The following is a 24394-nucleotide window of genomic DNA, read 5'->3' on the forward strand; positions in this document are numbered from 1 at the left end:
TCACGCATCATAAAATACCGCCAGCCATAGGGTTTCGCCCTGTATACAAGTCGAAGCGACGCGGTGTTTTTCATGGGGCGCGATGGTGAGATAATCCCCTGGTTTAAGTGTTAACAATCTACCTTGCTCAAATTCGAGTTGTGCCTCTCCTTTGAGCAACATCACCCATTCATATTGAGCTTGATCGTACCACTCTCCTGCAGGGGTCGAATGGCCTTTAGAGATAATGCGCTCAATCTTTACATTGCCATTTCCGGCAAGGGTTTCAAACACTTCTTGTGAAAGATCAGTTGGGAGTGACTGATAAAAATTTTGTAGCATCATGAATCCAGATCTCGACTTAAGGGCAAGATAATCTATTGAGAAACCAAAGTATAACCCGTTATCATAGGCCTATTCGACTTAAGAAATTTACCAGATAAGTCAGTTGTATCATATGGATTTGGAGATGTTGACCTATGTCGTTGTTGAACGCATTTAAAGCAAAGTTGTTTAATACCAAAGAAAAACGCGGCGTCCAGCAAGACATTCCATCTCAAGCAGCTCGGCCGCAAGCCACTCAAGCAGCCTCCTCGTTTAAGCCTTATTTTAGCCTTGCCATCCAGGCTACTCCGGCGCAAGCCAATCGAGTGGATACTCAGGCAGCGATAAATCGATATTATTTTGATAACCCGCAAACCATTGAACTCCTTGGCTGGGAACATAAACATGAGTCCTGTACTTTTCACGATACTCAGTTTGACAGCATTGAGGTCAATGGACCTGGGCAATATTTTTATCTAGGCAAAGATAAAACCTGTAGTCTGCTCCCTCATCCCAATAATGCCCAGCAAACACTATGGCAAGTTGAACTCTATAACCAACAAGATTTAGTGACTTGCCATTTTATTATCGACTCAACCCATACCGTTCAAGGCGATATGCAAGATTTCTCCAGCCTCACAGGGAAATTGCAGCGTACTTTACATCAAATTCATACCGAGCAAGGGCGCTCGCTACTGAGGATAATCACCCTATCCCCTAACATCACTCAGGCGGTAGATTGCAATTACTTTGGTGAGCGCAACGGGATAACGCGCCAGCTCAATGCCTTAGGTGTACTGCAATTTGAGGGGCATTTCGTTAATGACCAACAACTTGGCCGCCAAACTTGGTACGACCATGAAGGAAAAATCAATCAAGTCGAAGAACGCCAGCTCGATGGTATGTTACTCACCTACTACCATAGTAATGGCCAGATAAAGGAAACAGCAGAAAAGGATAGCGAAGGCAATTATATCAATCAGTTAAAACGCTATTATGAATCTGGCAATCTGTGGCTTACGCGCCCAATGGTGGCAAATCACATCCACGGAATTGAGTATATGTACTATGAAGATGGCAAGCTGCAAGCCGAATTAACCCATGATATGGGTAAGCCTGTTAACGAACTTTGGTATCATCCCAATGGCAATCTGAAGCAAGAAGTCCACTTCAATCAGGTGGGCAAACGCATTGAAACTTATTATGAAGATGGCCAACTCGCGTGGCGAGTACAACTCAATTCACAGGGAGTAAATGAAGGCCTGCGACAAGAATGGCACCCCAATGGCGTGCTTGCAAAACAGCTCAATTTTAGTAACGGTATCGCCCATGGCAACAGTGAACAATGGTATCCCAATGGGCAGTTAGAACAGTGCATTCCCTTTGAAAATGGCCATGAGCAGGGCCTTGCCACTTGGTACCATGAAAATGGCCAACTCGCCCTTGAAATCTACCTTGAAAAGGGCTTAAGAGAAGGATTATTTCGCAGTTACTATGAAAGCGGTGTCCTATCTGCCGAAGGTCAATATCGACATAATCTCTCGATCGCGCCTTTTATTGAATACTATGAAAACCAACAAATTCAAATGTATTTGCCCCATACCCAAGGCAATCGTGATGGCACAGCACGCTGGTTTTATGAAGATGGCACCATCCGCACTATTACAGAATATGTCGTTCGAGAGGGACAGGGTTATCTCAAACAAAGTAGCGCCTACAACAAGCAGGGCATCCTTGAATCCTTTGAGAGCCACTCAAATACTCGCTGCAGCTATAATCTTGAGAATAATCAAAGGCAATACTATCAAGAAGGCACTCCTGATACTCGGATAGAATACTATCAAGATGGGACAATTCGTTGGTTGTTGACTCGCTTAGAAGGGGAACGATACAGCTCAAAATCCTTTTCTGAACAAGGCAAACTCATCGAAACGGGTTTTATCACCTATATCGATGGTGATTACCTTGATGTCGGCCATTGGCAACGATTTACGCCTCAAGGGCAACTGTATCGTGAAGCGTGGCTCAGCGACGATGGTAAGCTCAATGAAAGCCGCCATTATTTTGATGGCGCAGAGGATACACAGGAACAAACTGCAACAATTCAAGCTGGTGCTGATAAAACTCACTTGAATCTTACAGAAGTGACTTCAACTGGAGCAGACACCGCAACCTGGCAGCAAGCAAAACAACCCGCTCCTATCCTCTCCTATCATTTAAAATTTGACCCAGATAGCCAACTCTACGCCATGAAGCGCTATCACCCCAACAGCCAAATCGCTGAGGAGGGTAACCTACACTTCCAAGGAGAAGAGCAATTTTGGGTCGGCATCCATAATCAATATGATGAGCAAGGTCGAATCACACTATCAGAAACTTACACTATGAGCGGCAAACCGATAGAACAGTCTAACGACATAAACTACCGAGTATTAAATTGATTGGATATAAGCAAGCACACCTGCTTGCTTATAATATCTTGATATAAAAGTATTAAATCAAAAGACTACAGTGCGAAAGTGGCGATAGTCTTTTGGATCCCGACCACATCGGTGCCGCGCTTAAGCTCTTTTACCAGTGGCTCACTTCGACCTGAAATCCAAATTCTTAGCTCGGCATCCATATCGAAATGGCCTGTAGTTTCTACTTCGAAATGGGTGATGGATTTATAGGGCACGGAGTGATAGCTGGTTTTTTGGCCCGTGAGCCCTTGCTTATCAATTAAGATCAAGCGCTTATTAGTAAATACAAACAGATCGCGGACCACTTTATAGGCCAGCTTTAATTCTTCCTGAATCCCCATGATTGGGCGCAGCTCTTCGGCCAGCTCCTGTAAATTCACCTCAGAAGCATTTCCGAGCAACCCATCTAATAGTCCCATGCTGACATCCTTTATTATTAAAATTTTTCAATAAAGTATCCTTTCAGTAACCCATAGGCAACAATGAGAAAGCTGAGCAGCTGAAAAACAATAAAAAAGGGAGCATTGAATGCTCAATGCTCCCTTGCTATCAAGGCATTAATTAAAGCGCTTTTTGGCCGCGAACCTGACGGTTTTCACCGACAACCAGCATCTCGCACTTAGGGCAATCAAATACTAACTTAAGTACATCGTTACCGATTTCGAGCACCATAGGATCGGCCTTTATTCCCGGCACTTCCTTAGGACAAAGATTAAAGTTAAATCTCAGGCAGTGCTTAGTCACCATCAAAGGCACGTCTTCAGTCACGCCGTTTTTCTCGTAGGTATCTTGAATTTCAATCACGCCATGGCGCTGATAAAAATCTTTGGCCTTTTCGTTTGCCACGTTACCTAAGTAACTTAAGTGTTTGAATGGATACACAGCATCTTGATTATATTTCCAAGGTTTTGGGCGTTGGTAGCCCTCAACACGGGCAAGTTCTAATGCCGCTACCGCATCACGGCGCAGGCCGTTAAGCGTTGAAGCAGGCAGGAACCAAGGCTGAGCTGTTTCGATACTAATCTGGCGCGCCGTAAAATCGGTACTGCCAAGCTTGGATAATTGTGTACGAATCGTCTGCAAGGTTTTTTCAGCGTCGGTGGCGGGCGTCTTTTCAACTTCCAACTCAACCGTAGCACTGAGGCCGTAGATATCGGTTAAAGTCAGCGCTACGCCCCTGGCGGTATCGGTTAAACGCATATCTACGCCGATAATTCGCTTGGCCGACTCTTTCGCTAACAAGGCTTCAAATGCCTGATTATGGTTACGGTATAAGGTCATACCAACACGTAAATCCCGTGGAACTTGTAACACATGCAGCTTATGGCCTTCGGCGCGGTTTACCCGTAAACCTTGCAACTTGTCGTCGGACTGCTTTGCCATCGCATAATTGGGTGGAAAATACGCTAACCCATCACCGTTATTAAATTCGTGGGTTGAACTGACTTGAATAAAATCCTTACCAAGAGCAACCACTTTACCCACATCTTGGCCAATATATTTGGGCGAGCGAAAATCTTTAATCCCTTGGCTACGCTCATGGACAAAATAGTCGGTGCTGCCACGATTAAAGGTTTTTTCGGGATCTGGGGTAAACGTATGCTCAGTACGGCCATGGGATGAAGCCACAAACTCAGGGCGACGCGCCATAATGGCATCGAGTTTTTGGCGATAATGAGCAGTCACGTTTTTTACATAACTTAAATCTTTTAAACGCCCCTCAATTTTGAAGGAGCGAACACCGGCATCAATCAAGGCTTCGAGGTTATCGGTTTGGTTATTATCTTTTAATGAGAGTAAGTGCTCGTTTTGCGCCAACACATCCCCTTGGCGGGTCTTAAGATTGCCCGGTAAGCGGCACATTTGCGAACATTCACCGCGGTTAGCACTGCGATTACTAAAGGCATGGCTTAAGTTACATAATCCACTGTAGGCCACACACAGGGCGCCGTGGATAAAGAACTCAATCTGCATATTGGTATGAGCCGCAACCTCACGGATTTGGCTTAAGCCCAGCTCGCGCGCCAGTACCACCTGCGAGAATCCCACTTGCTCTAAGAAGGCCACTTTTTCGGGATTACGGTTGTCCATTTGCGTACTAGCATGCAGCGCAATCGGCGGCAGGTTAAGTTGCAATACGCCCATGTCCTGCACAATCAGTGCATCGGCGCCCGCGTTATACACATCCCAAATCAGTTTTTCAGCCGTCTCGAGCTCATCGTCCATCAGAATCGTATTGAGGGCGACAAACACTTGAGCATGATACTTATGTGCAAAAGCACATAGGCGAGCGATATCTTCCACACTGTTACCCGCCGTTGCACGCGCCCCAAATGCTGGACCACCGATATAAACCGCATCGGCACCATGGCGAATGGCTTCAATACCATAATCGGCATTTTTTGCTGGCGCCAATAACTCTAGACGGTTATTAACGTGAGAAAGTGTCTCAGGGGTGTAAATCTCTGGCTGGCTCATACTTCACAGGCTCAAAATGAACAATAACGAAAAAGGTGACGAGTATAACAAAAACTCAAATCCAGCTCTATCTGCAAATCATTTTTCGCTGGATTAAAGCGAGGCGAACTCAGGAGGAGAGACAACAAACTTGCACCCCAGAGCCTAGCGGAGTATCTTTGCCGCGCATTATTGAATAGGCGCGATTATGACTGATTTTATTTACCAACCACCAACAACTCCCTGGCTCGATGTGCTTTACCAAGATAAAGACATTATCGTCGTCAACAAGCCTTCGGGGTTGTTATCAGTGCCTGGTCGCGATCCCGCCCATTACGACAGTGTGTACGCCCGAGTAAAAGCTGAGCATCCGCATTGCCAAATCGTCCATCGCCTTGATATGGCGACCTCAGGTGTAATAGTGGTTGCGCTCATTCGTAGCGCCGAACGCGAATTAAAACGCCAGTTTCATGATAGAGAAACCAGCAAAACCTATCTCGCCAGAGTCGCCGGTCATGTCAAAAACGATACAGGTAGCGTAGATTATCCGCTGATCTGCGACTGGCCCAATCGCCCAAAACAGAAAGTTGACCACGACATTGGCAAGCCATCATTGACCCATTTTGAAGTGTTAAGCCGCGCCAAGCGCTCGACGCTGGTTAAACTCAAGCCGATTACTGGGCGCTCACACCAACTCAGAGTGCATATGATGGCACTTGGGCATCCGATCCTAGGCGATGGCTTTTACGCCGATCCACTGGCCAAATCCTTAGCACCGCGATTATTACTCCACGCCGCAGAGCTTACGATCAAACACCCATATACGGGTGAACCTATGACATTCAGCGCTAATGCCTCCTTTTGCGAACCAGAAGGTGAGCAATGATCACTAAAAACAATTAAAAAACGCAAAAGCAGTAGCCATTCCCTATAAAAAAACGTAACTTTATGACAATTCATTATGTTATAGAGAGTTTATTTATGGAAACCGCATTTCAGCGTGATCAGCTAGATAACCATATCCTCGAAGCCTTAATGCAAGACGCGCGCACACCTTTTGCCGAACTTGCCAAACGTTTTGGCGTGAGTGCGGGTACCATTCATGTGCGTGTCGAGAAAATGAAACAAGCGGGGATTATCACGGGTGCCCAGATCACCATCAATCCCAAGGCACTGGGTTACGATGTCTGCTGTTTTATTGGAATTAATCTCAAAAGTGCTGGCGACTACCCCGCCGCCATCGCCAAGCTAAACGCCCTAGAAGAAGTGGTTGAAGCCTACTATACCACTGGCAACTACAGCATTTTTGTCAAAGTCATGTGCCAATCCATCGATGGCCTGCAACATGTGCTGATTAACCGCATCCAATCAATCGACGAAATTCAATCGACTGAAACCCTGATCAGCCTGCAAAACCCGATTACACGGGCAGTAAAGCCTTAATCAACCCACGAATATAAAGCTCAACAAACAGAACGATATATTGCAAAAGTATGACTTAAGTCTTTTTTACTTCAAAAGTGTTAACCGTACGATATTTTTGTGTTACAACTCCATTGCTAGCCACAAAATGCGCAGCATAATTATAACAATTTAGCTACAAGTGCGATTAATTTTGCACTACAAGCATTAATTGACAAGGAATGAAGTTGTGAAGACAAAACTATCTATCGCTATCTCCGCGGCACTATTATCAAGTGCTGCTGTTGCAGGTACAACTGCTCAGTACAATACAACCAATCAAACAACTGATAAGTATGCAGGCTTAAGCGTTACTAAAAATGATAGTAACGAACAAAAACAAGCTGTAGCTTGGATGGTAAAATTAAAGGCACCTTCTCTTGCGCAACAAAGCCAGCTGAAGGGATTTAATAAGCAATCGGTCATGAGCCAAATTGAAAGCTCTCAAACCAAAGTCAAAAATGCAATTAACAGCATGGATGCTGATTTAAAAATCGTTGCAACAACATCAAAATTAGTAAACTCGATTGTTGTGGAAGGTAATCATAAGCAAATTGCATCCCTGCTTAACAACGCTGAAGTAGCGGCTATTCTGCCAATCTATGACTACAAATTAGATGTTGCCGCAAGCGCTGAATACATCAAAGCAAAAGCAGTGATTGATGCAGGTATTGCCTCGGGTAAAGGTCAACGAGTTGCCGTGCTCGATACTGGCGTTGACTATACCCACAAAGCCTTAGGTGGCTCAGGATTAGTTGCTGACTACAAAGCAGCCGTCGCAGCAAAAAGTGAAATGCCAAACTGGCCACAAGGCAAAGTCATTGGAGGTTGGGACTTTGTTAATAATGATCCAAACCCAATTGATGTCACAACCAATCATGGTACTCATGTAAGCCATTCTGTTGTTGGAACAGCTCCAGATGTTGAGCTGCTCGTATATTCAGTATGTAACTCTGGCTGTTCTGGTATCGCTCAATTAAACGCTCTTGAAGCCTCTATGGATCCAAACGGTGATGGAGACATAAGCGATCGCGTCGACACTGTTAACATGTCGTTAGGCGGTGATTTTGGTGATGTAGAGGACGGCGCCGTTCAAGCCATGATCAATGAAATGGTCAAACTAGGTGTAAACCTTGTGATCTCAGCCGGTAACGATGGTCCAACACCTTTTGTGGTCGGTGGCCCAAGTACCACTAATAGCGCTCTTTCTGTTGGCGCAATGACGCATCCAACGACTAAAGTTGGCAAAATTGAAGCATCCATAGCGGGTAATACAGTCACAGCAATTGGTGCTGGATTTAATAAATCCAATGCTTATAGCTTCACAAATACCGTTGCACCGATTGTTTACCCTGCTGCTAATAAAAATGGCTGCGCGGCTTATACTGAAGATTTAACAGGCAAAACGGTGCTAATTGACCGCGGAACCTGTGGTTTTACAGTTAAGGTACTAAATGCTCAACTAAAAGGAGCCTCATTTGTTATTGTGGCTAACAACGCAGCCAATGCTGGTGCGATTGTGATGGGCGGGACCGACGACAAGATCACCATTCCTTCGGTAATGGTTTCTAAGGAAGATGGCGATGCAATCAAAGCAGCACTCGCATCTGGCGATGTTCCATTTAGTATTACATCAACTGAAGTCACTACCGCAGGTGCCATTGCGACCTTTACGTCAAGAGGTCCATCAATCGGCGGAACCTTAAAACCTGAGATCACCGCACCTGGTACTGATATTCTCACCGCACACCCAGGATTAGGTGAAGGATTAAGTCCAATCAGCGGCACATCATTCTCTAGCCCGATTACAGCTGGTGCAGTCAGTATCATTCGTGAAGCCTTACCTCATCGCAATGCATTTGAGGTAAAAGCGACCATCATGAACGCTGCTAACCTTGATGTAACGCTGGAACCTAAAGAAATCAACCCTGATACAGAGCTTGCACCTATCAGCTATATCGGTTCAGGTTTAGTTGACGTAGAAAAAGCCATTAATCTGCCCGTTGCGGCTTGGAATAAAGACACCAAACAAGCGGCGTTAGCCTTTGGCTTATTAGCGCTCAACAAAACCACATCAATCACTAAGACAGTTACTGTTAAAAACTTCTCTACGGCTGAAAAAACTTACGCCTTAAAAGTCGATCAACGTTTCCAAAACGATCTTGATTCAGGCGCCTTAAGTTTTGCATTACCAGCCAGTGTCACTATTCCTGCCGGACAAACCGTTGATTTTGATGTTACTGCAACGATTGATCCAACTAAGTTGCCAGAATGGACGCTAACCTCATCATATGAACTAGACGGAACTGCTGCAGATGCATCAGTAGCACTGACGCTATCTGAATACGATGGTGCAATTGAGTTCATGGATGGTGAATCGAAAGCACTCCACTTGGTATACCACGTGTTACCTAAAGCAGCGGCGGCAATTTCAGTTGAAACTGAAGTCACTGAAGACGGTTTAGTTCGTACACTAACCAACGTTGGTGCAACCTCAATTACCGATCCATTTACAGCTCCATTGATCGCAACAAGCCCTGTCGACGAATCTAAACGCCATGACTTGTTAAATGCATCGAGTGAACTGTTGCTCAGTAGCTCATGTGATACTGGCATTGCAATCTATAACACCTTACAAATGCGCGATCCTATCGTTCATGCGTTAGTGGCCAGTTATGACGTAGACTATGACCTAAACAATGACGGTGTTTGGGACTATACAGCAGCAACCGCAAACCTAAACTGGTTTAACGATGCCTATCCAAGATCAATCTATGGTTTAGTGGCTAAATATGGCACTTCATCAGGTACGCTTGAGCCTGTTTTCCACGTCACAGGTAATGACTTCCTAACCAGCAAAGTGTGTTTTGAAGACATGGGGTTAACTGAAGCAGACTTAGGTAAAACCATTAAAGTTCGTTACCGTGTAGAAGACAGTGATTGGGCTCCGACACCTTCTGGTGATGAAGACAGTGTTGTTGCATCGCTTGTACTTGATGGCTCAGGAACATCAGCCATGTTAGTGGATAGCGATGGAAAAGAAGTCACTGAACTCAAACCAGGTGAAAGTGCGATTTTAGAAGCTCAAGTTGGTGATAACGCTAAAGGCTTTATGTTCCTGTCGGACTCAGGCTCTATGTCTGTTGTGGCTAATACCACTGATGAAGGTAACTCAGCGCCAACGGTAGAAAACTTAACACTATCAGTTAAGAAAGGTACTGCTGCTGGGACCGTATTAGGACAAATAAAAGCGACTGACCCTGATATGCTGACAAGCCCGTTCTCCGAATTTGTGACTACAGGCTCGAATAGCAGTATGGTTTTAGTTGCTAAAGATGGAACAGTACGCTTAAGTGACGACGCTGTAATTAATCAGCAAAGCAAAACTATGGAAGTTGAAGTTATTGCTCTAGATACGATGGGGAATGCTTCTGCACCAGCCAAAGTGACAGTGTTGATTAATAACACTAAGCCAACAGTCTCTCCTACCAGTGCAAATGCTACTGAGAACTCATATGTAGCCTTGCTAGCAAATGGTAAAGATGCTGATGGCGATACTTTAACTTACACTTGGAAGCAAACATCTGGTCCTGCAATAAGTTTTGTTAACGGCTCAGATAAACTTGGATTTACAGCCCCTGCAGGTGACAACGTTTACACATTTACCGTTGTCGCATCTGATGGGGTAGATGATAGTAATACTGGTACATCAACAGTGACAGTTAAAACAACAAAAGCAAACAATGCTGGCGGTACCTCCGGCGGTGCGCTGGGTTGGTTAACGGCATTGTTATTACCTCTGGCGGCATTGCGTCGTCGTATGAAGTAATCTGTTCACATAAGTAAGTAAACAAAAGGGAGTCTAAATGACTCCCTTTTTATTATTCAATGTGTCCTGTCCTGAAATACGTGAGACATTGATGGTATGAACAAGAACCGGATTACGAACGCAGCCCAATACCTCTTGAAATAAGGTAATACGCAACACCCCAAAGTACAGCGCAAAAGCCCACCATGATGCCAATAGAAAGCGGAATGCTGATATCGGCAAAACCTAAGAAACCGTAACGGAAGACGTTGATCATATAGACCACAGGGTTGAGTGCCGAAACGCCTTGCCAAAAGGATGGCAGTAACGACAGTGAATAGAATACTCCACCAAGGTAAGTTAATGGCGTGAGCACAAACGTCGGGATGATGCTGATATCATCGAAACTCTTGGCAAATACCGCATTAATTAATCCCCCTAAGGAGAATAACACTGAGGTTAAAAATACCGTCATGACGACTAGGCCCGCGTGGTGCAAACTGATGTCGACAAAGAACATCGCCACCAGCGTCACGATTAAACCAACGCATAACCCCCGAGCGACACCGCCCCCTACATAGCCTGCGATCATCACATAGTGAGGCACGGGCGCGACCATTAACTCCTCGAGATTACGCTGAAATTTCGCGCTATAGAAAGAACTCGCCACATTCGAATAGGAGTTAGTGATCACCGACATCATGATTAGGCCTGGCGCGATAAACTCCATATAAGATACACCCCCCATATCACCAATGCGGCTACCGACCAAGTTACCAAAAATCAAAAAATACAAGGTCATAGTGATTGCAGGCGGAACTAAAGTCTGGATCCAGATCCGAGTAAAACGGTTGATTTCCTTGGTTAATATGCTTTTGAAGGCGATAAAATACAGCTGTTTCATGCCTTAGCTCCTTGGGTTTTCTTGACTAACTCCACAAACAATTCTTCTAACCGATTGGACTTATTGCGCATCGACAACACTTCCACATTGGCCGCGGTTAATTGGGTAAACACATCGTTGAGATTGTGCTCCTTTGCCACATCGACCTCTAAGGTATGCGGATCGGTTAAACGGCACACCATGCCATCGAGTGTGGGCGCGACATTGATATCGCGGCGAAGGTCGAGGATAAAGGTTTCAAGATTCAGCTTACTCAGCAAGGCCTTCATGCTAGTACACTCCACCAGCACGCCCTTATCGATAATGCCGATATTGCGGCACAACATTTCAGCTTCTTCAAGATAGTGGGTGGTCAGTATGATAGTCACACCCTGCTGATTAATTTGCTTGAGGAATTCCCACATTGAGCGTCGTAGCTCAATATCGACCCCCGCAGTTGGTTCATCTAAGATCAGTAACTTAGGTTCGTGCATCAGGGCGCGGGCAATCATTAACCGCCGCTTCATCCCCCCCGACAAGGTGCGGGACTGACTATTACGCTTCTCCCACAAATCAAGCTGGCTTAAGTATTTTTGGGCTCGCTCAAGAGCCACGGCCTTAGGTACGCCATAATAACCCGCCTGATTCACCACAATTTGCAGCACAGTTTCAAACTGGTTGAAGTTAAACTCTTGCGGCACTAAACCTATGCACAGCTTGGCTTCCTCGAGTTGCTTATCGATATCAAAATCAAAAACCTGCACAGAGCCAGCAGTTTTCTGCACTAAGGAGCTGATAATCCCAATGGTAGTCGACTTACCCGCGCCGTTAGGGCCTAACAGTGCAAAAAAGTCTCCCTGTTCAACGGTAAGGCTAATGCCCTTTACCGCTTCTACACCGCCTTTGTAGGTTTTTTTTAGCCCCTCGAGTACGAGAGCATGGGCATGCTTGGCCATAGTGCTACCTGATCCTGAAAGAATAAACGAAATACTAAAATGGTGACGAAAACAGCAATTGCAATACGCTAAGCTGTATAAAAACGAATTATGACTCTAATTGATTGAAAAAATAGTTATTAATTTATTAAAAATAACTAATAGATCTCCACACACATAGGTCAGTTACACCAAATCGCATTCGTGTGACCAACTTTCTACACAAAACAAAACTCCCGCCTAGGCGGGAGTTTGAGTCATAACGCATCTGAGCTTATTCGAGCGGCACCACTTTGGCGATATAAGGTAAGTTGCGATATTGCTCAGCATAATCGATGCCGTAACCCACAATAAACTCATCTGGGATCGTAAAACCGATAAAGTCGACTTTGACATCCACTTCGCGGCGCTCGGGTTTATCCAACAGAGTGCACAGGGCTAAGCTCTTTGGCTCACGCAATAACAGCATTTCGCGCACTTTGTTTAAGGTGTTGCCCGAGTCAATCAAGTCTTCCACAATCAGCACGTCGCGGCCCGCGATATCCGATTGCACATCCTTCAGCACTTTCACATCCCGTGAGCTGGTCATGGAATTGCCATAACTCGAAACCGACATAAAATCGATTTCAACATGGCCTTTAATACGGCGGCACAGATCAGCCATAAATACGACTGAGCCTTTTAATAATCCCACCATCAGCAAACGCTCGCTGTTGGCATAGTGGGCATTGATTTGCTCGGCCATTTGATCCAATTTTTGGCTAATCTCTTCAGCGGAGATCATCACTTCGGTGGTGTGTTTCATATCAGTCTCAATTGTCGATGTCAGTAGGGGAGTGATTGTCATAACCCCAACGACTCGTTAATGCATGGTCAACGCCCAAATGATCGAGGATTCGAGCGACCATGAAGTCTACCAGATCTTCAACCGATTTGGGATTGTGATAAAAGCCAGGCGCCGCAGGCATAATAGTGACACCTAAGCGCGATAGGTTGAGCATATGCTCTAAGTGTATGGCATTAAAGGGAGTTTCCCGCGGAACGAGGATCAGTTGACCACGTTCTTTTAACACCACATCTGCCGCGCGCTCGAGCAAATTATTGCTCATTCCCGTCGCAACAGCTGCCAGTGTCCCCGTCGAGCAAGGACAGATCACCATTTGTTTGGGTGCAGCACTGCCTGAGGCTGGCGGCGAAAACCACTCATCCTTGCCTAATACCACTAACTCGCCAGATAACGTTGCATTCTTTTCTGCAAGCACCTCTAACAATTGCGCCTTGGCTTTATCGCTGTTAGCACTGAGTTGCAAGCCATGTTCAGTCGCCAGCACCACCCGAGCAGCGCTTGAGATCATTAAAAAAACTTGGTAGCCCGAGGCTAATAAGCATTCTAATAACTTCAAACCATAGGGCGCACCCGAGGCTCCTGTCCAGGCTAAGCTAATGGCTTTCTCAGATTTGGCATAGGCCATATTAGTCCGCCTGCTGAACAAACTGTGGGCTAACTTCAAGCGCCGCCAACAGCTTTTTATGTAAGCCGCCAAAACCACCGTTACTCATCACCACGATAGTGTCACCCGCTTTTGCCGAGGCTGCCACTTTAGCGACAACATCATCAATTTGATGCAGGACAGTCACAGGGATCACCGCCGCTTCCATCGCCTCTTTCATATTCCAATCGATAGTATCGGCTTGATATAAAAAGGCTTCGTCCGCTTGCAGCATGGAATGAGCCAGTGTGTCTTTATGCACTCCACTCTTCATCGTGTTCGAGCGCGGCTCTAATACGATAGTGATTTTGCTTTGACCGACCTTGGCACGCATGCCCTTAATAGTGGTCGCAATCGCCGTTGGATGGTGGGCAAAATCATCGTATACGCTGACGCCGTGGACAGTGCCCAACAACTCTAGGCGACGTTTCGGCGGTACAAAGCGGGTTAATGCATCAATCGCAGCACTCGGTTTAACCCCAACATGGCGCGCGGCTGCGATGGCCATTACTGCATTTTCGATATTGTGCTGACCAATCAGCGTCCATTCGAGCACGCCTTGTGATTTGCCATCGAAGAAGACTTCAAACTCATGGCAATCATCACTTAAGGCCTTAGCATGCCAACCTTTCGTCGCATCAGTGGTATGGAAGGTCTCTTGTTCGCTCCAGCAGCCCATCTCAATGGTTTGCTTTACCGCGTGGGAATCGGCAGGCCAAATCACTTTGCCTTGTCCTGGCACAGTTCGGATCAAATGATGGAACTGTTTTTGGATCGCCGCTAAATCGGCAAAAATATCAGCATGGTCAAATTCGAGGTTATTAATCACCAGCGTACGGGGATGATAATGCACAAATTTAGAACGCTTATCGAAGAAGGCGCTGTCGTATTCATCGGCTTCGACCACAAAAAATGCCGATTCCCCTAAACGGGCCGACACACCAAAGTTTTGTGGCACACCGCCAATCAAGAAACCGGGTTGATAACCGCAATCCTCTAAGATCCACGCCAGCATGCTTGAAGTGGAGGTTTTTCCATGGGTACCAGATACGGCTAATACCCAACGCTCAGGCAGAATATGATCGGCTAAAAACTGTGGTCCAGAGGTGTAAGGGATCCCAAGGTTTAATACCGCTTCGACACAAGGATTACCTCGGCTCATGGCATTACCAATCACCACAAGATCGGGATAACTGCCCGCTTCACCTAACTGACTTGGATCAAAACCTTGAATGAGTTCAATACCTTGCTCTTCAAGCTGCGTACTCATCGGTGGATAGACGTTGGCATCCGAGCCTGTCACTCTGTGCCCTTTTGCCCTAGCCAAGAGTGCAAGACCACCCATGAAGGTTCCACAAATTCCTAAAATATGTACGTGCATACCGCTCGCTCTGATGTTTTTGAATTCAAGGCTATTCTAATCCATAGCACAGCAGATTGGCAGGTTAGGATCTCGGAAAAGCCACATCTTCGGCAAAGATCCTGAGAGCGGAATAAATTTTAACAATTGGCTGAAGTTTAACTAACAGAATTATGCCACTAGGCTCACTTATCCGCGCAAGCTGGCATAGAGCTTGGGATATTGACTGCGGTGACGATTAAAGAGGAATTGACGTAGGGCTTCTCGCTCTTCGGCTTCGGCCTGAAATCTGACAATCGCCAGTCCCTCTTCATGGCGGATAGGCTCGATTTTGACCCGCATGGTTTCACCATCGGGCAACTGTAATTGCAGTTCTTGGCTATCGACCAACTGTTCAAACTGTTGTGACGATTTAGCACGAATCGCCATGCCAGAACTCGATAAAGACACCACAGACCATTGTTCGCCCTGATCTTGGTCGAAGATCCACACATCTTCAGGCTGAGTCAAACGCCAACTCCGCTCAGCCCCTTTTGCGTCTAACACTTCAGGCACCCCAAGAGTGGGCTGTAATTGGCCAAAATCATCGAGGCGCATCTCAAGGGGAAACCAGAGTTTATAGGAGCCGACTTCAGCCAATAGGGTCAGCTTGGCCTTACCCAATAGCGAGGCGAGCGCCTGTGGCACCTCGGTTTTGACCGTTAATACATGGTTAACCAAAGGCTCAGGATGAGCATCCTCAGTACTATGGGTTATACGATTGGGGGAAAATAGCTCTCTAAAACAAGCTAATTCCTCTAAGGTTAAATGCGGCTCATCAACCATACGACAACCTACTCAGATGAATCACTTGTACAAAAAATTACCACCAAAGCGTGATTCTGTATATTTTTTCAGCGATTAATTTGCAAAAAAAGAAAAGTAGGCTAGCAAGGTTAAGATCTGACTCCAATTACCCATTTGCACTATTTGAAGATGGATGATTCCTGAATTTAAGTAACTCACTTATCTTTTTGCTGACTGGCAGGAGGGGCGAATAACAGCTTAAGCCGCTCTGAAAAGCTCAGCCCCTTAGTCGTGACATCACTAAACATATCGCGCCATTCGCTAAAGGTCACTTTGAGTGGATTAAAACTGTTGACGGGTTTAGTGATCCCGTAAATCACTGTTTCCTCTTCGGGTACAAAGGTACCGAAGAGTTTGTCCCAGATAATCAAAATACCAGCATAATTTTTATCAATATATTGTGGATTACGCCCATGGTGCACTCTGTGATGTGATGGCGTATTAAACAGCCATTCTAATGGGCCTAGTTTTTTCACCGCTTGGGTATGCACAAAAAACTGCAATCCCAAGTTCAGCAGCACCACAAAAACCACCCAATTAGGGTCGAAACCCAAAATTACCAACGGCAACCAAAACACCCACATACCAGCGAAGGGATACATCAAACTCTGGCGAAACGCGGTGCTAAAATTCATATTCTCCGAACTATGGTGCACCACGTGGGCTGCCCACATCCACCGTACTCTATGGCTCGCACGATGGAACCAGTAATAGCAAAAATCTTGGGCAATCATCAGCAGCACAAAGCTGAATGGCCCCATTTGAATATCGAATAATTTCCAACCAAATACCGCAAGATACAATTTAGCGATCAGCAGGCCGGCCAAGATATCCACCCCTTGGTGCATGGCAGCGAGACTAAAATTACACAGCACTTCCTTGGTGTAGTAACGGGCACTCACTGGCAGTTTTTGTCTTCTGTCGCCGAAATACCATTCCAGCAAAATGCAGACAAAAAACAGTGGGGCAAGTACCAGTAACAGTACTTCGGGATGATTAATTAACGCTGCGATATCCATATACCTTTATCCTATTGTTATTATTGTATTAAAGCGTAAATTTGCCTATGTTCTACCAGCGAGCGTAATGATCCTCGGTTAATCCCAATACATTGTTGAGTTGGAATTTCCGCCCCTGATTGTCAATGATAAAACCGCTAAAAAGCCCCAGATATTGACGGAAGTTACTCTTCAGCAAGATAAAATTGCGTTTCTCACTGCGGCAATTTCTCGCGGTAAACTCTAAATCGACGCGGCCATCGTGACTATGAATACGCCAGAGATCTGTGCCCTGCTGTCCATGACGGTCAAATTCAAATTGCACTGGTCCGAGTAAATGCCGCTCACCATTGATCCAAAACACATTTTCATTAGCACCAGTTTCATTCACGCCCGCAGCAAGATTTAATCCAATCACTCCGTCGTCAATTTGCGCACTCAGCGATGCCCAACGCCAACTGGTATCTCGGCGCATAAATCCCGCGGAAAAATCATAGCCTGCGAGGGCGAAATTCAATGGCTGCGGTTCATGGTCTATGGTGAGTTGTCCTTTGACCGACAAACCATTGTGTTTTTGGGTATAGGTCCAGCCGTTGTATCCCGTGGGGCTACACATGGCCATAGGTAAACTTAAAGGCAATGCATGTAAAGTTAAATCGGCTTGAATGCTTTTAGTATCAATGACTAAATGCCAACTCCCCTCTTGGATTTTAAAGGTTATGCGCTTACCTTTGCCGCCAATGGTTGCCGTGCCATTGGCTGGAGAAGGCGTCATCCGGTAGCCAAACCCAAGGGGTTTTAGCCAGTCATGCTGAGTTAACCTATTGTTTTTAATATCGTATAAATAACAAAATCCACTGCCAAGGTAGGCGATATCCGCGAGCGCAACACCAATAATATAACGGGGCGTAACGATAGAAATAAATTGGAACTGCTTATAGTCAAACCGTTTCGCCCAAGCCGATGCGGGCTTATCCATAGTATCGAAATAGGCAAAATCCGCTAAACCTAAGCGACTGACTATACCGTCGAAATGACCAAAATGTGGCTGACCTTTGGCATTGATCAAACTGTCGGGGGCGATTTGGGTGATAATCCTAGACATAACTTCGCCTTTGCTTTTGCACTCGAGGGAGCATTTATGCTCTCTTATTTAATGTTGAATTTTTACTCTAACCTGTCATTCATTGCATTAAAAGAGTGCAAGCTCAAATTGTTGTGATTTTGTTGCCGAGAGGAGTTCGGTTTAGTTTCCTCAAAAAACCATTAAAAAAGCGCCCAAAGGCGCTTAGTTGAGACAAACCCACTTAATCAAATATTGACGAATCCAGTGGAACCCCTTAGCCGTTAAAAACGATAGCTGATACCAAAGTTTACCCCTTGCAACTCTAGCTCTTTCATCGGCACATATTGGTATTCGAGGTTTAGCCCAAAGCCAGAGCGAAAACGATATTGCCAACCGATAGCGCCGTAAAAGCCCACATCGTCCGAATCCATCTCCTGCTTTTCAAACTCATAACTCACTTTAGTGTAGGCTGCACCAAGTTTGGCATAAAGACTATTACCACGAGACAGAGCATACTCACCGTAAGCAGTGGCTCTCACGCCTTGGTAATCTAAATCTTTTATATCACTGATCGCACTAACAAGCGCACTCGCCACGCCACCAGAGCCCGCTAAATATCCCGCTTCAAATCCAAAATGCTCGTTGAGCATATAGCGGTAATACAAGTCGCCAGTAAATGTATCACCCGCATCATATTTACCGCTTTTAGTTTCAAACTCTTGGGTACCATAGCCTAAGCTGCCGCCTAACAGGTGGGGTGAATCGGTGGCATTGGCACTACCAGCAAAACCAGCACATAAAGCGAGAAATAACACGCAAACATTTATTTTTAAGTACTTCATATTATTAATATTCCATTATTATAAGGTAGTCATATCATAGCCCCCAACCCTGTACAAAAACTGAACACCCATGCATTGTGGCAACAGAGATGATTTCTGGTATGCTGTAACCACTTTTTACTAGCATGAGATTCCACATGAAACGGTTATTATTGACGCTGACTTTTCCTTTACTTTTTGTAGGCTGCGCGAGCCAAAATCCGACTCATATGGCATTTAGTCCACAGGTTCCAGATATTAGCCAACAGACTTCAAGACCGCTGCAAATCTCACTAGACACAATCGACACTCGTAACGCCGAATACGTTGCGCGTTTTATGGAAGAAGGCACCAAAACCCGTTTAGTCGGCCCAAGCGAGCCCCCTAAGTTATTGCTCGACGAAGTATTTCGTAACGGTTTCACTCAAGCGGGATACCAAATCGATCCCAGTGCAACCAACTCTGTTCAAATTCAATTAGAAGAATTACAGATGGATGTCACCAAAAAGACCTTTGGCTACGAAGCCAAACACAGCGTCCGTATCGCAGTTCAAGCACGTAATTCCAATCAAGAATTGGTCAAACGCTATAAAGCCAAGGGTGTCTTAAAAGGCCCATTAACTCCTGACTTTGCCACCTTAGAAATGGATATGAATAAGCTCCTCGGTCAACTCACAGGGGAGATTCTAAATGACCCAGAGTTAAACCAGTTTCTACAACAATAATTGCGCAAGTTTATAATGATTAAGGAAAGAATGATGTTTCGTTGGATATCCGCACTTTTAGTTCTCTGTGCAAGTTATAGCAGCTGGGCGGCAATCGACATTCAACCCGATAGCTTGTATCCACAGGTCGAGTTTGATACGAGTTTAGGTAAGATTGTCGTCGAACTCGATAGAACTCGCGCGCCGATTACGGTTGATAACTTCCTCACCTATGTGGTCAAAGGCGAGTACAACAACACAATTTTCCATCGCGTGATCAGTGACTTTGTGGTGCAAGGCGGTGGGCTGAATCCACAATTAGAAGAGTTGCCAGCGGGCAAGCCGATAGTCAACGAGTCGGGTAATGGTTTATCAAATAGCATGGGCACCATCGCCATGGCGCGCGATAATGAGCCCCATTCTGCCACCCGCCAGTTTTATTTTAATGTTGCGGACAATACAAAGCTGGATCCATCAAAACGCCGTTGGGGATATGCGGTATTTGGTGAAGTGATCGAAGGTAAGCAAGTCCTCGAAGCCATGGCTGTGGTAGAGACCACTACTAATGCCAAACTGAATTGGCCCGATGTGCCAGTAACACCTATCATATTGAAAACAGCTAAATTACTCCCCAAAAAATAATCGAAAAAAATTTGAGCAAAAGCCCTAATCCTCCATCTATACTGTACAAGCAGAAAGAAAGGAGGCAAGGGTGACGATTGAAGAATTTATCGATAATAAAGCGCCCCAACTTGCAGTATATGGGAAAGCGTTTTTGAGTGATGAACTCGATTTCTGCGAGATCCAGCTCTATTTATGGGACACACTTGAAGAATGGCAACAACTCATTCCAACAAGTGAAGCGCAAACAGAAATGGAAACCGTGTTTTGGCACTTGCTCCATAGCTTTAGTAAGTGGCCAGACTGGATGATCCGCGGCAATCAGTACCTGTGTCAGCAGTTGCATGCGTGCTGTGACTTCCTCTGTTTGGGAGGCCAAATGCCCTCGGGTTGTATCGGTATCCGACCTTGAACAATCCCTTCTTAAAAGACTCAGCTTGCTGGGTCTTTTTATTTTTAGCTTTTGCAAACAAAATCGCTCTGAGTATCAAAAGGAGATACCTTGCCCCTTGAACCTAACCACATCTTACCCGTAAGCTAGGCGGATTCGACTCTTCGGCTAATACATATGTCCGTACCCAGTTTTACTCGTCGCACCTTAGATTCCTTGAGTGTTTATTACCATAAACGCGTTTTGATCCTACTATTACTCGGTTTTTCTGCTGGCCTACCATTAATGCTAGTCTTTTCAACCTTGTCATTTTGGTTACGGGAAGCAGGTGTCGATCGCACCTCTATCGGTTATTTCAGTTGGATAGCCTTAGCCTATGCCTTCAAATGGGCCTGGTCACCGTTAGTAGATAGATTATCACTCCCTTTACTGACGCGCTTTTTAGGCCGGCGACGCGGCTGGATGTTGTTCGCCCAGTTGTTACTGGTCGGTGCAATTTTGGGGATGTCTTTTAGTGATCCCGTTAAAGATCTCGAACGCTTAGCTTTGTTTGCATTAATGGTTGCATTTGCGTCTGCGACCCAAGATATCGTGATTGACGCCTTTCGCATTGAATCGGCTCCCGAAAAAATGCAAGCAGCCTTAGCGGCGGCCTATCAGGTGGGTTATCGCAGCGCCATGATTGTGGCGACCGCAGGAGCGCTGACCATCGCAGCTTGGGTTGAGCCAGGTAATACCGAATATAACTTAATCGCTTGGCAAACTTCCTATTTAGTCATGGCTGGACTGATGTTTATTGGGGTTTTGACTACGCTCTTTAGCCAAGAGCCACAGGTCGATACCCGCGCCGCCGATGAGACCGAATTAGCGGTCAAACAACGCTTAAGCGAGCGTTACCCTAAACCTATAGCTGCGAGTCTCTCGTGGATTTATACCGCCAGCATCCTGCCCTTTATCGACTTTTTTAAACGCTATGGCCGTAGTGCTATCTTGATTTTATTGCTGATTTCCTGCTATCGCATCTCGGATATTGTGATGGGGATTATGGCCAACGTGTTTTATGTGGACATGGGATTCACTAAGGAAGAAATTGCCTATTTAAGTAAAATCTATGGCCTTATTATGACCTTGGTTGGCGCAGCCTTTGGCGGAGTCCTGTTAGCCCGCTTCGGTACCATGAAGATATTATTTCTTGGCGCGCTGTTGGTTGCTGTCACTAATTTGCTCTTTGCTTGGCAAGCGGTCATTGGTTATAACGTCAGCTTTTTAACCTTTGCCATTTCGGTTGATAACTTCAGTGCGGGGATTGCCACCGCTGCCTTTATCGCCTATTTATCAAGCCTCACCAGCAGCGGCTATAGCGCAACCCAATACGCCCTGCTCTCTTCGATTATGCTGCTCTTCCCTAAGTTTATTGCGGGTTTCTCGGGCGCCTATGTCGACGCATTTGGTTATGTGAACTTCTTTGTCGCTGCCAGTGTGATAGGCTTTCCTGTGTTGTTACTTATTCATTTAGTGAATAAATACGCCCCCCACGTCAGTAACAAACCAGACCAAGAATAATCAGATATAAAAAAGCCCCAAACCGTAAAGGTTTGGGGCTTACTGTATTTTCCACGTTTAAGTTAGCTTAACGCGAACTCAAGCCAATTTTCATGATTAATCGCGGAAGTTATTGAACTGGAAAGGCTGACCAAGATCTGCTTGACGAACTAACGCCATCACAGCTTGTAAATCATCACGGGCTTTGCCCGTCACACGCACTGTGTCGCCTTGGATCTGCGATTGCACTTTAATTTTACTATCTTTGACCATCTTAACGATTTTCTTGGCGATATCCGTCTCGATGCCCTGCTTAAAGCGTACTTTCAGGGAGAAAGTCTTGCCACTGTGAACTGACTTTTCGTCGACATCCATAGTCGAAGGCTCAACATTACGCCTGCTCAATTGAGTACGTAAAATATCCACTAACTGTTTGCACTGGAAATCGTCTTCTGCGGTGAGTGTCACCACATGATCTTTGTAATCGATGCTGGCATCTTTACCACGAAAATCAAATCGGCCGCTGAGTTCACGGCGAGAGTTTTCGACCGCGTTACGTAACTCAACCTCGTCAACTTCAGACACAATATCAAATGAAGGCATAGTTGCCGCCCCTTAGGTGATTGTAAATACCCATAGTTTACCGACTCCCTCCCCCAAGTTGAAGGTTAACTTTGTCCCAGCAAGATAAAACTCGGCTTAGGGATGACTTTGGCGACACATTTTCCTATTATGGCGGCACACTAAGATAATCAAATTGTATTTGTGATAACTAAACACACCCTATTCAAACTGGCTTTAGCCGTAGCCTTTGTCGTGATCAGTTATCTGGTGTTCTCCAGACCAACCTATTCGCAAAGCATCCCCCATATCGATAAAGTAGGCCATCTTGGAAGCTTTTTCTGCCTCTCGTATCTGACCTATCTCGCCTTTCGTCCGAAGTGGTATTGGCTCTCACTGGTACTTGCAACTTACGCGATGTTAATTGAGATTGTGCAATCCCGCCTACCCTATCGCAGCGCTTCAATAGGTGATGTGTTGGCTGATTTTGCGGGTATTGCCTTGTTTTATTTTTGTCTTTGGGCCTATCGAAAATATGTTAGTGCCGCACAACTCAAGGAAGAATAATGTTAGGCCAAGATGCGCCATTAGCTATGGAGTCTCAAGTCACTGATATCGCGATTTTAGGCGCAGGTGCTGTAGGGCAATTGATTTGCCATCAATTGTCTTCGGCGGGATTAGCGGTAGGCTTAATTGCACGGGACTCCTCGGTATCAAACCTTGAAGCAACTGATTGGCAAGACTTGGTATTTAGCCATTTGTCCCCAAGCGATGCCGTTACTGACTGTGTGTCCTATCGAGTACCGCTGCTTAGCGCCGACAAAGCCCACTTACAGCAAGTACAACTGTTGATTGTGTGCGTAAAAGCTTATCAAGTCATTGATGCAATAGGTCCTTTACTCAACAAGTTATCGCCACAATGTCATATCCTATTATTACATAATGGTATGGGGCCACACCTCGCGCTCGCACCAATGTTAAATGGCCGCAGCCTAAGCTTAGGCACGACCTCGCAGGGCGTATTACGTCAGTCATGTTGGCAAGTTAAGCAAACCGGCCAAGGCTTAACCCAGTTGGGTCATTTTACCGGCCCGGCGCTACCACAAACGCTTAGAGATAACCTATTACATGCCATCCCAAACAGTGAGTGGGTTGAGGCGATTATCCCCTGTCTTTGGCAAAAACTGGCCGTAAACGCCGCAATCAATCCTCTTACGGCGCTGCATCAATGCCCCAACGGCGCTTTGGCTCAAGCTGAGTTTAGTGACACCATTGCTAGTATCCTAGATGAATTAGTCGACGTTGCAGCACATGATGGGATTGAGCTCGACAGGCACTTCTTAGAGGAGCGCGTCTATCGAGTGATTGAACTCACAGCCGCAAACTTCTCATCGATGCACCAAGATGTTGCAAACCACAGACTCACCGAGATAGACCAAATTAATGGCTATATTTGTGACCGCGCCAACGCGCACGGTTTAAGTGCAGCAACTAATACCAAGATGGTCCGCGCTATTAAACAGCTTTCGGCAATAACGTTACCACGATAACTGCATATTCAATTGATTTTAAATAGATTTAATATAAGCCTGCCGTAGAAAATCATTCTCGATAATACTTAACAGTGTTTAAATGCACCCTAATTGGCTTTTTTACATTTAACGCACCAAGGGCGCGCACCAAGT

General features: G+C 45.6%; 23 protein-coding genes. 10 read left to right on the forward strand and 13 right to left on the reverse strand.

What is annotated here, in order from left to right; genetic code table 11:
* Positions 1–321: a cupin domain-containing protein gene (locus M0413_RS04685; RefSeq protein ID WP_249553351.1), complete on the reverse strand. Its 321-nt coding sequence runs from the start codon at positions 319–321 to the stop codon at positions 1–3.
* A 137-nt stretch (positions 322–458) separates the two neighbouring features.
* Between M0413_RS04685 and M0413_RS04690 the strand changes: the two genes are divergently transcribed.
* Positions 459–2744, forward strand: a complete 2286-nt coding sequence (locus tag M0413_RS04690) for a toxin-antitoxin system YwqK family antitoxin (RefSeq protein ID WP_249553312.1) — start codon at positions 459–461, stop codon at positions 2742–2744.
* A gap of 65 nt (positions 2745–2809) precedes the next feature.
* Here M0413_RS04690 and M0413_RS04695 read toward each other — a convergent pair whose 3' ends face one another.
* The gene (locus M0413_RS04695; protein ID WP_037421824.1) at positions 2810–3184 is read right to left on the reverse strand and encodes a PH domain-containing protein; all 375 of its coding nucleotides are present in this window, start codon (positions 3182–3184) and stop codon (positions 2810–2812) included.
* Between the two features lie 142 nt (positions 3185–3326).
* On the reverse strand, positions 3327–5243 hold the full coding sequence (locus tag M0413_RS04700; protein WP_047539475.1) for a peptidase U32 family protein: 1917 nt from the start codon (positions 5241–5243) through the stop codon (positions 3327–3329).
* Positions 5244–5430: 187 nt separating this feature from the next.
* Between M0413_RS04700 and rluA the strand changes: the two genes are divergently transcribed.
* The 3 genes from rluA (at position 5431) to M0413_RS04715 (ending at position 10512) form a co-directional block, all read left to right on the forward strand.
* Positions 5431–6108: a bifunctional tRNA pseudouridine(32) synthase/23S rRNA pseudouridine(746) synthase RluA gene (gene rluA, locus M0413_RS04705; protein WP_037427817.1), complete on the forward strand. Its 678-nt coding sequence runs from the start codon at positions 5431–5433 to the stop codon at positions 6106–6108.
* 95 nt (positions 6109–6203) lie between these two features.
* Entirely contained in the window at positions 6204–6665 is a 462-nt protein-coding gene (asnC, locus tag M0413_RS04710; protein WP_011073571.1) for a transcriptional regulator AsnC, read from the forward strand.
* Between the two features lie 208 nt (positions 6666–6873).
* Positions 6874–10512, forward strand: coding sequence for a S8 family serine peptidase (locus M0413_RS04715; protein ID WP_099457529.1), 3639 nt, complete (start codon positions 6874–6876; stop codon positions 10510–10512).
* Between the two features lie 112 nt (positions 10513–10624).
* Here the strand turns inward: M0413_RS04715 and M0413_RS04720 are convergent, their stop codons facing one another.
* The 9 genes from M0413_RS04720 to M0413_RS04760 form a co-directional block, all read right to left on the reverse strand.
* A complete protein-coding gene (locus M0413_RS04720; RefSeq protein ID WP_011715945.1) occupies positions 10625–11395 on the reverse strand; it encodes an ABC transporter permease in 771 nt (256 codons plus the stop codon).
* Positions 11392–12330, reverse strand: coding sequence for an ABC transporter ATP-binding protein (locus tag M0413_RS04725; RefSeq protein WP_169547157.1), 939 nt, complete (start codon positions 12328–12330; stop codon positions 11392–11394). The genes M0413_RS04720 and M0413_RS04725 overlap by 4 nt, the downstream gene beginning before the upstream one ends.
* Positions 12331–12583: 253 nt before the next feature.
* Positions 12584–13114, reverse strand: coding sequence for a hypoxanthine phosphoribosyltransferase (gene hpt / locus M0413_RS04730; RefSeq protein ID WP_037421839.1), 531 nt, complete (start codon positions 13112–13114; stop codon positions 12584–12586).
* Between the two features lie 7 nt (positions 13115–13121).
* A complete protein-coding gene (locus tag M0413_RS04735) occupies positions 13122–13781 on the reverse strand; it encodes a flavin prenyltransferase UbiX (protein WP_249553314.1) in 660 nt (219 codons plus the stop codon).
* A 1-nt stretch (position 13782) separates the two neighbouring features.
* A complete protein-coding gene (gene mpl / locus M0413_RS04740; RefSeq protein WP_249553316.1) occupies positions 13783–15180 on the reverse strand; it encodes a UDP-N-acetylmuramate:L-alanyl-gamma-D-glutamyl-meso-diaminopimelate ligase in 1398 nt (465 codons plus the stop codon).
* Between the two features lie 168 nt (positions 15181–15348).
* Complete coding sequence (locus M0413_RS04745) at positions 15349–15984, reverse strand: hypothetical protein (protein WP_088586728.1); 636 nt, start codon at positions 15982–15984, stop codon at positions 15349–15351.
* A gap of 176 nt (positions 15985–16160) precedes the next feature.
* A complete protein-coding gene (locus tag M0413_RS04750; protein ID WP_249553318.1) occupies positions 16161–17024 on the reverse strand; it encodes a sterol desaturase family protein in 864 nt (287 codons plus the stop codon).
* 52 nt (positions 17025–17076) lie between these two features.
* Positions 17077–18108, reverse strand: coding sequence for a DUF2804 domain-containing protein (locus M0413_RS04755; protein WP_249553320.1), 1032 nt, complete (start codon positions 18106–18108; stop codon positions 17077–17079).
* A gap of 242 nt (positions 18109–18350) precedes the next feature.
* The gene (locus M0413_RS04760) at positions 18351–18911 is read right to left on the reverse strand and encodes a porin family protein (protein ID WP_249553322.1); all 561 of its coding nucleotides are present in this window, start codon (positions 18909–18911) and stop codon (positions 18351–18353) included.
* Positions 18912–19048: 137 nt separating this feature from the next.
* Here M0413_RS04760 and M0413_RS04765 point away from each other — a divergent pair, with 137 nt between their 5' ends.
* The 4 genes from M0413_RS04765 (at position 19049) to M0413_RS04780 (ending at position 22169) form a co-directional block, all read left to right on the forward strand.
* Complete coding sequence (locus M0413_RS04765) at positions 19049–19615, forward strand: YajG family lipoprotein (RefSeq protein WP_037421857.1); 567 nt, start codon at positions 19049–19051, stop codon at positions 19613–19615.
* 33 nt (positions 19616–19648) lie between these two features.
* Positions 19649–20236 carry a peptidylprolyl isomerase gene (locus tag M0413_RS04770; protein ID WP_011073582.1) on the forward strand — a complete coding sequence of 196 codons (588 nt, stop codon included), beginning with the start codon at positions 19649–19651 and terminating at the stop codon, positions 20234–20236.
* Between the two features lie 70 nt (positions 20237–20306).
* Complete coding sequence (locus tag M0413_RS04775; protein ID WP_037421860.1) at positions 20307–20627, forward strand: hypothetical protein; 321 nt, start codon at positions 20307–20309, stop codon at positions 20625–20627.
* 156 nt (positions 20628–20783) lie between these two features.
* Complete coding sequence (locus tag M0413_RS04780; protein ID WP_037427834.1) at positions 20784–22169, forward strand: AmpG family muropeptide MFS transporter; 1386 nt, start codon at positions 20784–20786, stop codon at positions 22167–22169.
* Positions 22170–22265: 96 nt separating this feature from the next.
* Here the strand turns inward: M0413_RS04780 and M0413_RS04785 are convergent, their stop codons facing one another.
* Positions 22266–22751: a YajQ family cyclic di-GMP-binding protein gene (locus tag M0413_RS04785; RefSeq protein ID WP_249553324.1), complete on the reverse strand. Its 486-nt coding sequence runs from the start codon at positions 22749–22751 to the stop codon at positions 22266–22268.
* Between the two features lie 162 nt (positions 22752–22913).
* Between M0413_RS04785 and M0413_RS04790 the strand changes: the two genes are divergently transcribed.
* Positions 22914–23276, forward strand: coding sequence for a VanZ family protein (locus M0413_RS04790; protein ID WP_037422291.1), 363 nt, complete (start codon positions 22914–22916; stop codon positions 23274–23276).
* Positions 23276–24259: a ketopantoate reductase family protein gene (locus M0413_RS04795; RefSeq protein ID WP_249553326.1), complete on the forward strand. Its 984-nt coding sequence runs from the start codon at positions 23276–23278 to the stop codon at positions 24257–24259. Before M0413_RS04790 ends, M0413_RS04795 begins: the two co-directional genes overlap by 1 nt.
* Positions 24260–24394: the final 135 nt, after the last annotated feature.

It is taken from the genome of Shewanella sp. 8A, assembly GCF_023475945.1.
Taxonomy (GTDB): Bacteria; Pseudomonadota; Gammaproteobacteria; order Enterobacterales; family Shewanellaceae; genus Shewanella; species Shewanella xiamenensis.

What these genes read in the sequence shown, in the direction of transcription:
- M0413_RS04685 (WP_249553351.1), bottom strand. Translation starts at nt 321, where the DNA reads ATGCTACAAAATTTTTATCAGTCACTCCCAACTGATCTTTCACAAGAA.
- M0413_RS04690 (WP_249553312.1), top strand. Translation starts at nt 459, where the DNA reads ATGTCGTTGTTGAACGCATTTAAAGCAAAGTTGTTTAATACCAAAGAA.
- M0413_RS04695 (WP_037421824.1), bottom strand. Translation starts at nt 3,184, where the DNA reads ATGGGACTATTAGATGGGTTGCTCGGAAATGCTTCTGAGGTGAATTTA.
- M0413_RS04700 (WP_047539475.1), bottom strand. Translation starts at nt 5,243, where the DNA reads ATGAGCCAGCCAGAGATTTACACCCCTGAGACACTTTCTCACGTTAAT.
- rluA (WP_037427817.1), top strand. Translation starts at nt 5,431, where the DNA reads ATGACTGATTTTATTTACCAACCACCAACAACTCCCTGGCTCGATGTG.
- asnC (WP_011073571.1), top strand. Translation starts at nt 6,204, where the DNA reads ATGGAAACCGCATTTCAGCGTGATCAGCTAGATAACCATATCCTCGAA.
- M0413_RS04720 (WP_011715945.1), bottom strand. Translation starts at nt 11,395, where the DNA reads ATGAAACAGCTGTATTTTATCGCCTTCAAAAGCATATTAACCAAGGAA.
- M0413_RS04725 (WP_169547157.1), bottom strand. Translation starts at nt 12,330, where the DNA reads ATGGCCAAGCATGCCCATGCTCTCGTACTCGAGGGGCTAAAAAAAACC.
- hpt (WP_037421839.1), bottom strand. Translation starts at nt 13,114, where the DNA reads ATGAAACACACCACCGAAGTGATGATCTCCGCTGAAGAGATTAGCCAA.
- M0413_RS04735 (WP_249553314.1), bottom strand. Translation starts at nt 13,781, where the DNA reads ATGGCCTATGCCAAATCTGAGAAAGCCATTAGCTTAGCCTGGACAGGA.
- mpl (WP_249553316.1), bottom strand. Translation starts at nt 15,180, where the DNA reads ATGCACGTACATATTTTAGGAATTTGTGGAACCTTCATGGGTGGTCTT.
- M0413_RS04745 (WP_088586728.1), bottom strand. Translation starts at nt 15,984, where the DNA reads ATGGTTGATGAGCCGCATTTAACCTTAGAGGAATTAGCTTGTTTTAGA.
- M0413_RS04750 (WP_249553318.1), bottom strand. Translation starts at nt 17,024, where the DNA reads ATGGATATCGCAGCGTTAATTAATCATCCCGAAGTACTGTTACTGGTA.
- M0413_RS04755 (WP_249553320.1), bottom strand. Translation starts at nt 18,108, where the DNA reads ATGTCTAGGATTATCACCCAAATCGCCCCCGACAGTTTGATCAATGCC.
- M0413_RS04760 (WP_249553322.1), bottom strand. Translation starts at nt 18,911, where the DNA reads ATGAAGTACTTAAAAATAAATGTTTGCGTGTTATTTCTCGCTTTATGT.
- M0413_RS04765 (WP_037421857.1), top strand. Translation starts at nt 19,049, where the DNA reads ATGAAACGGTTATTATTGACGCTGACTTTTCCTTTACTTTTTGTAGGC.
- M0413_RS04770 (WP_011073582.1), top strand. Translation starts at nt 19,649, where the DNA reads ATGTTTCGTTGGATATCCGCACTTTTAGTTCTCTGTGCAAGTTATAGC.
- M0413_RS04780 (WP_037427834.1), top strand. Translation starts at nt 20,784, where the DNA reads ATGTCCGTACCCAGTTTTACTCGTCGCACCTTAGATTCCTTGAGTGTT.
- M0413_RS04785 (WP_249553324.1), bottom strand. Translation starts at nt 22,751, where the DNA reads ATGCCTTCATTTGATATTGTGTCTGAAGTTGACGAGGTTGAGTTACGT.
- M0413_RS04795 (WP_249553326.1), top strand. Translation starts at nt 23,276, where the DNA reads ATGTTAGGCCAAGATGCGCCATTAGCTATGGAGTCTCAAGTCACTGAT.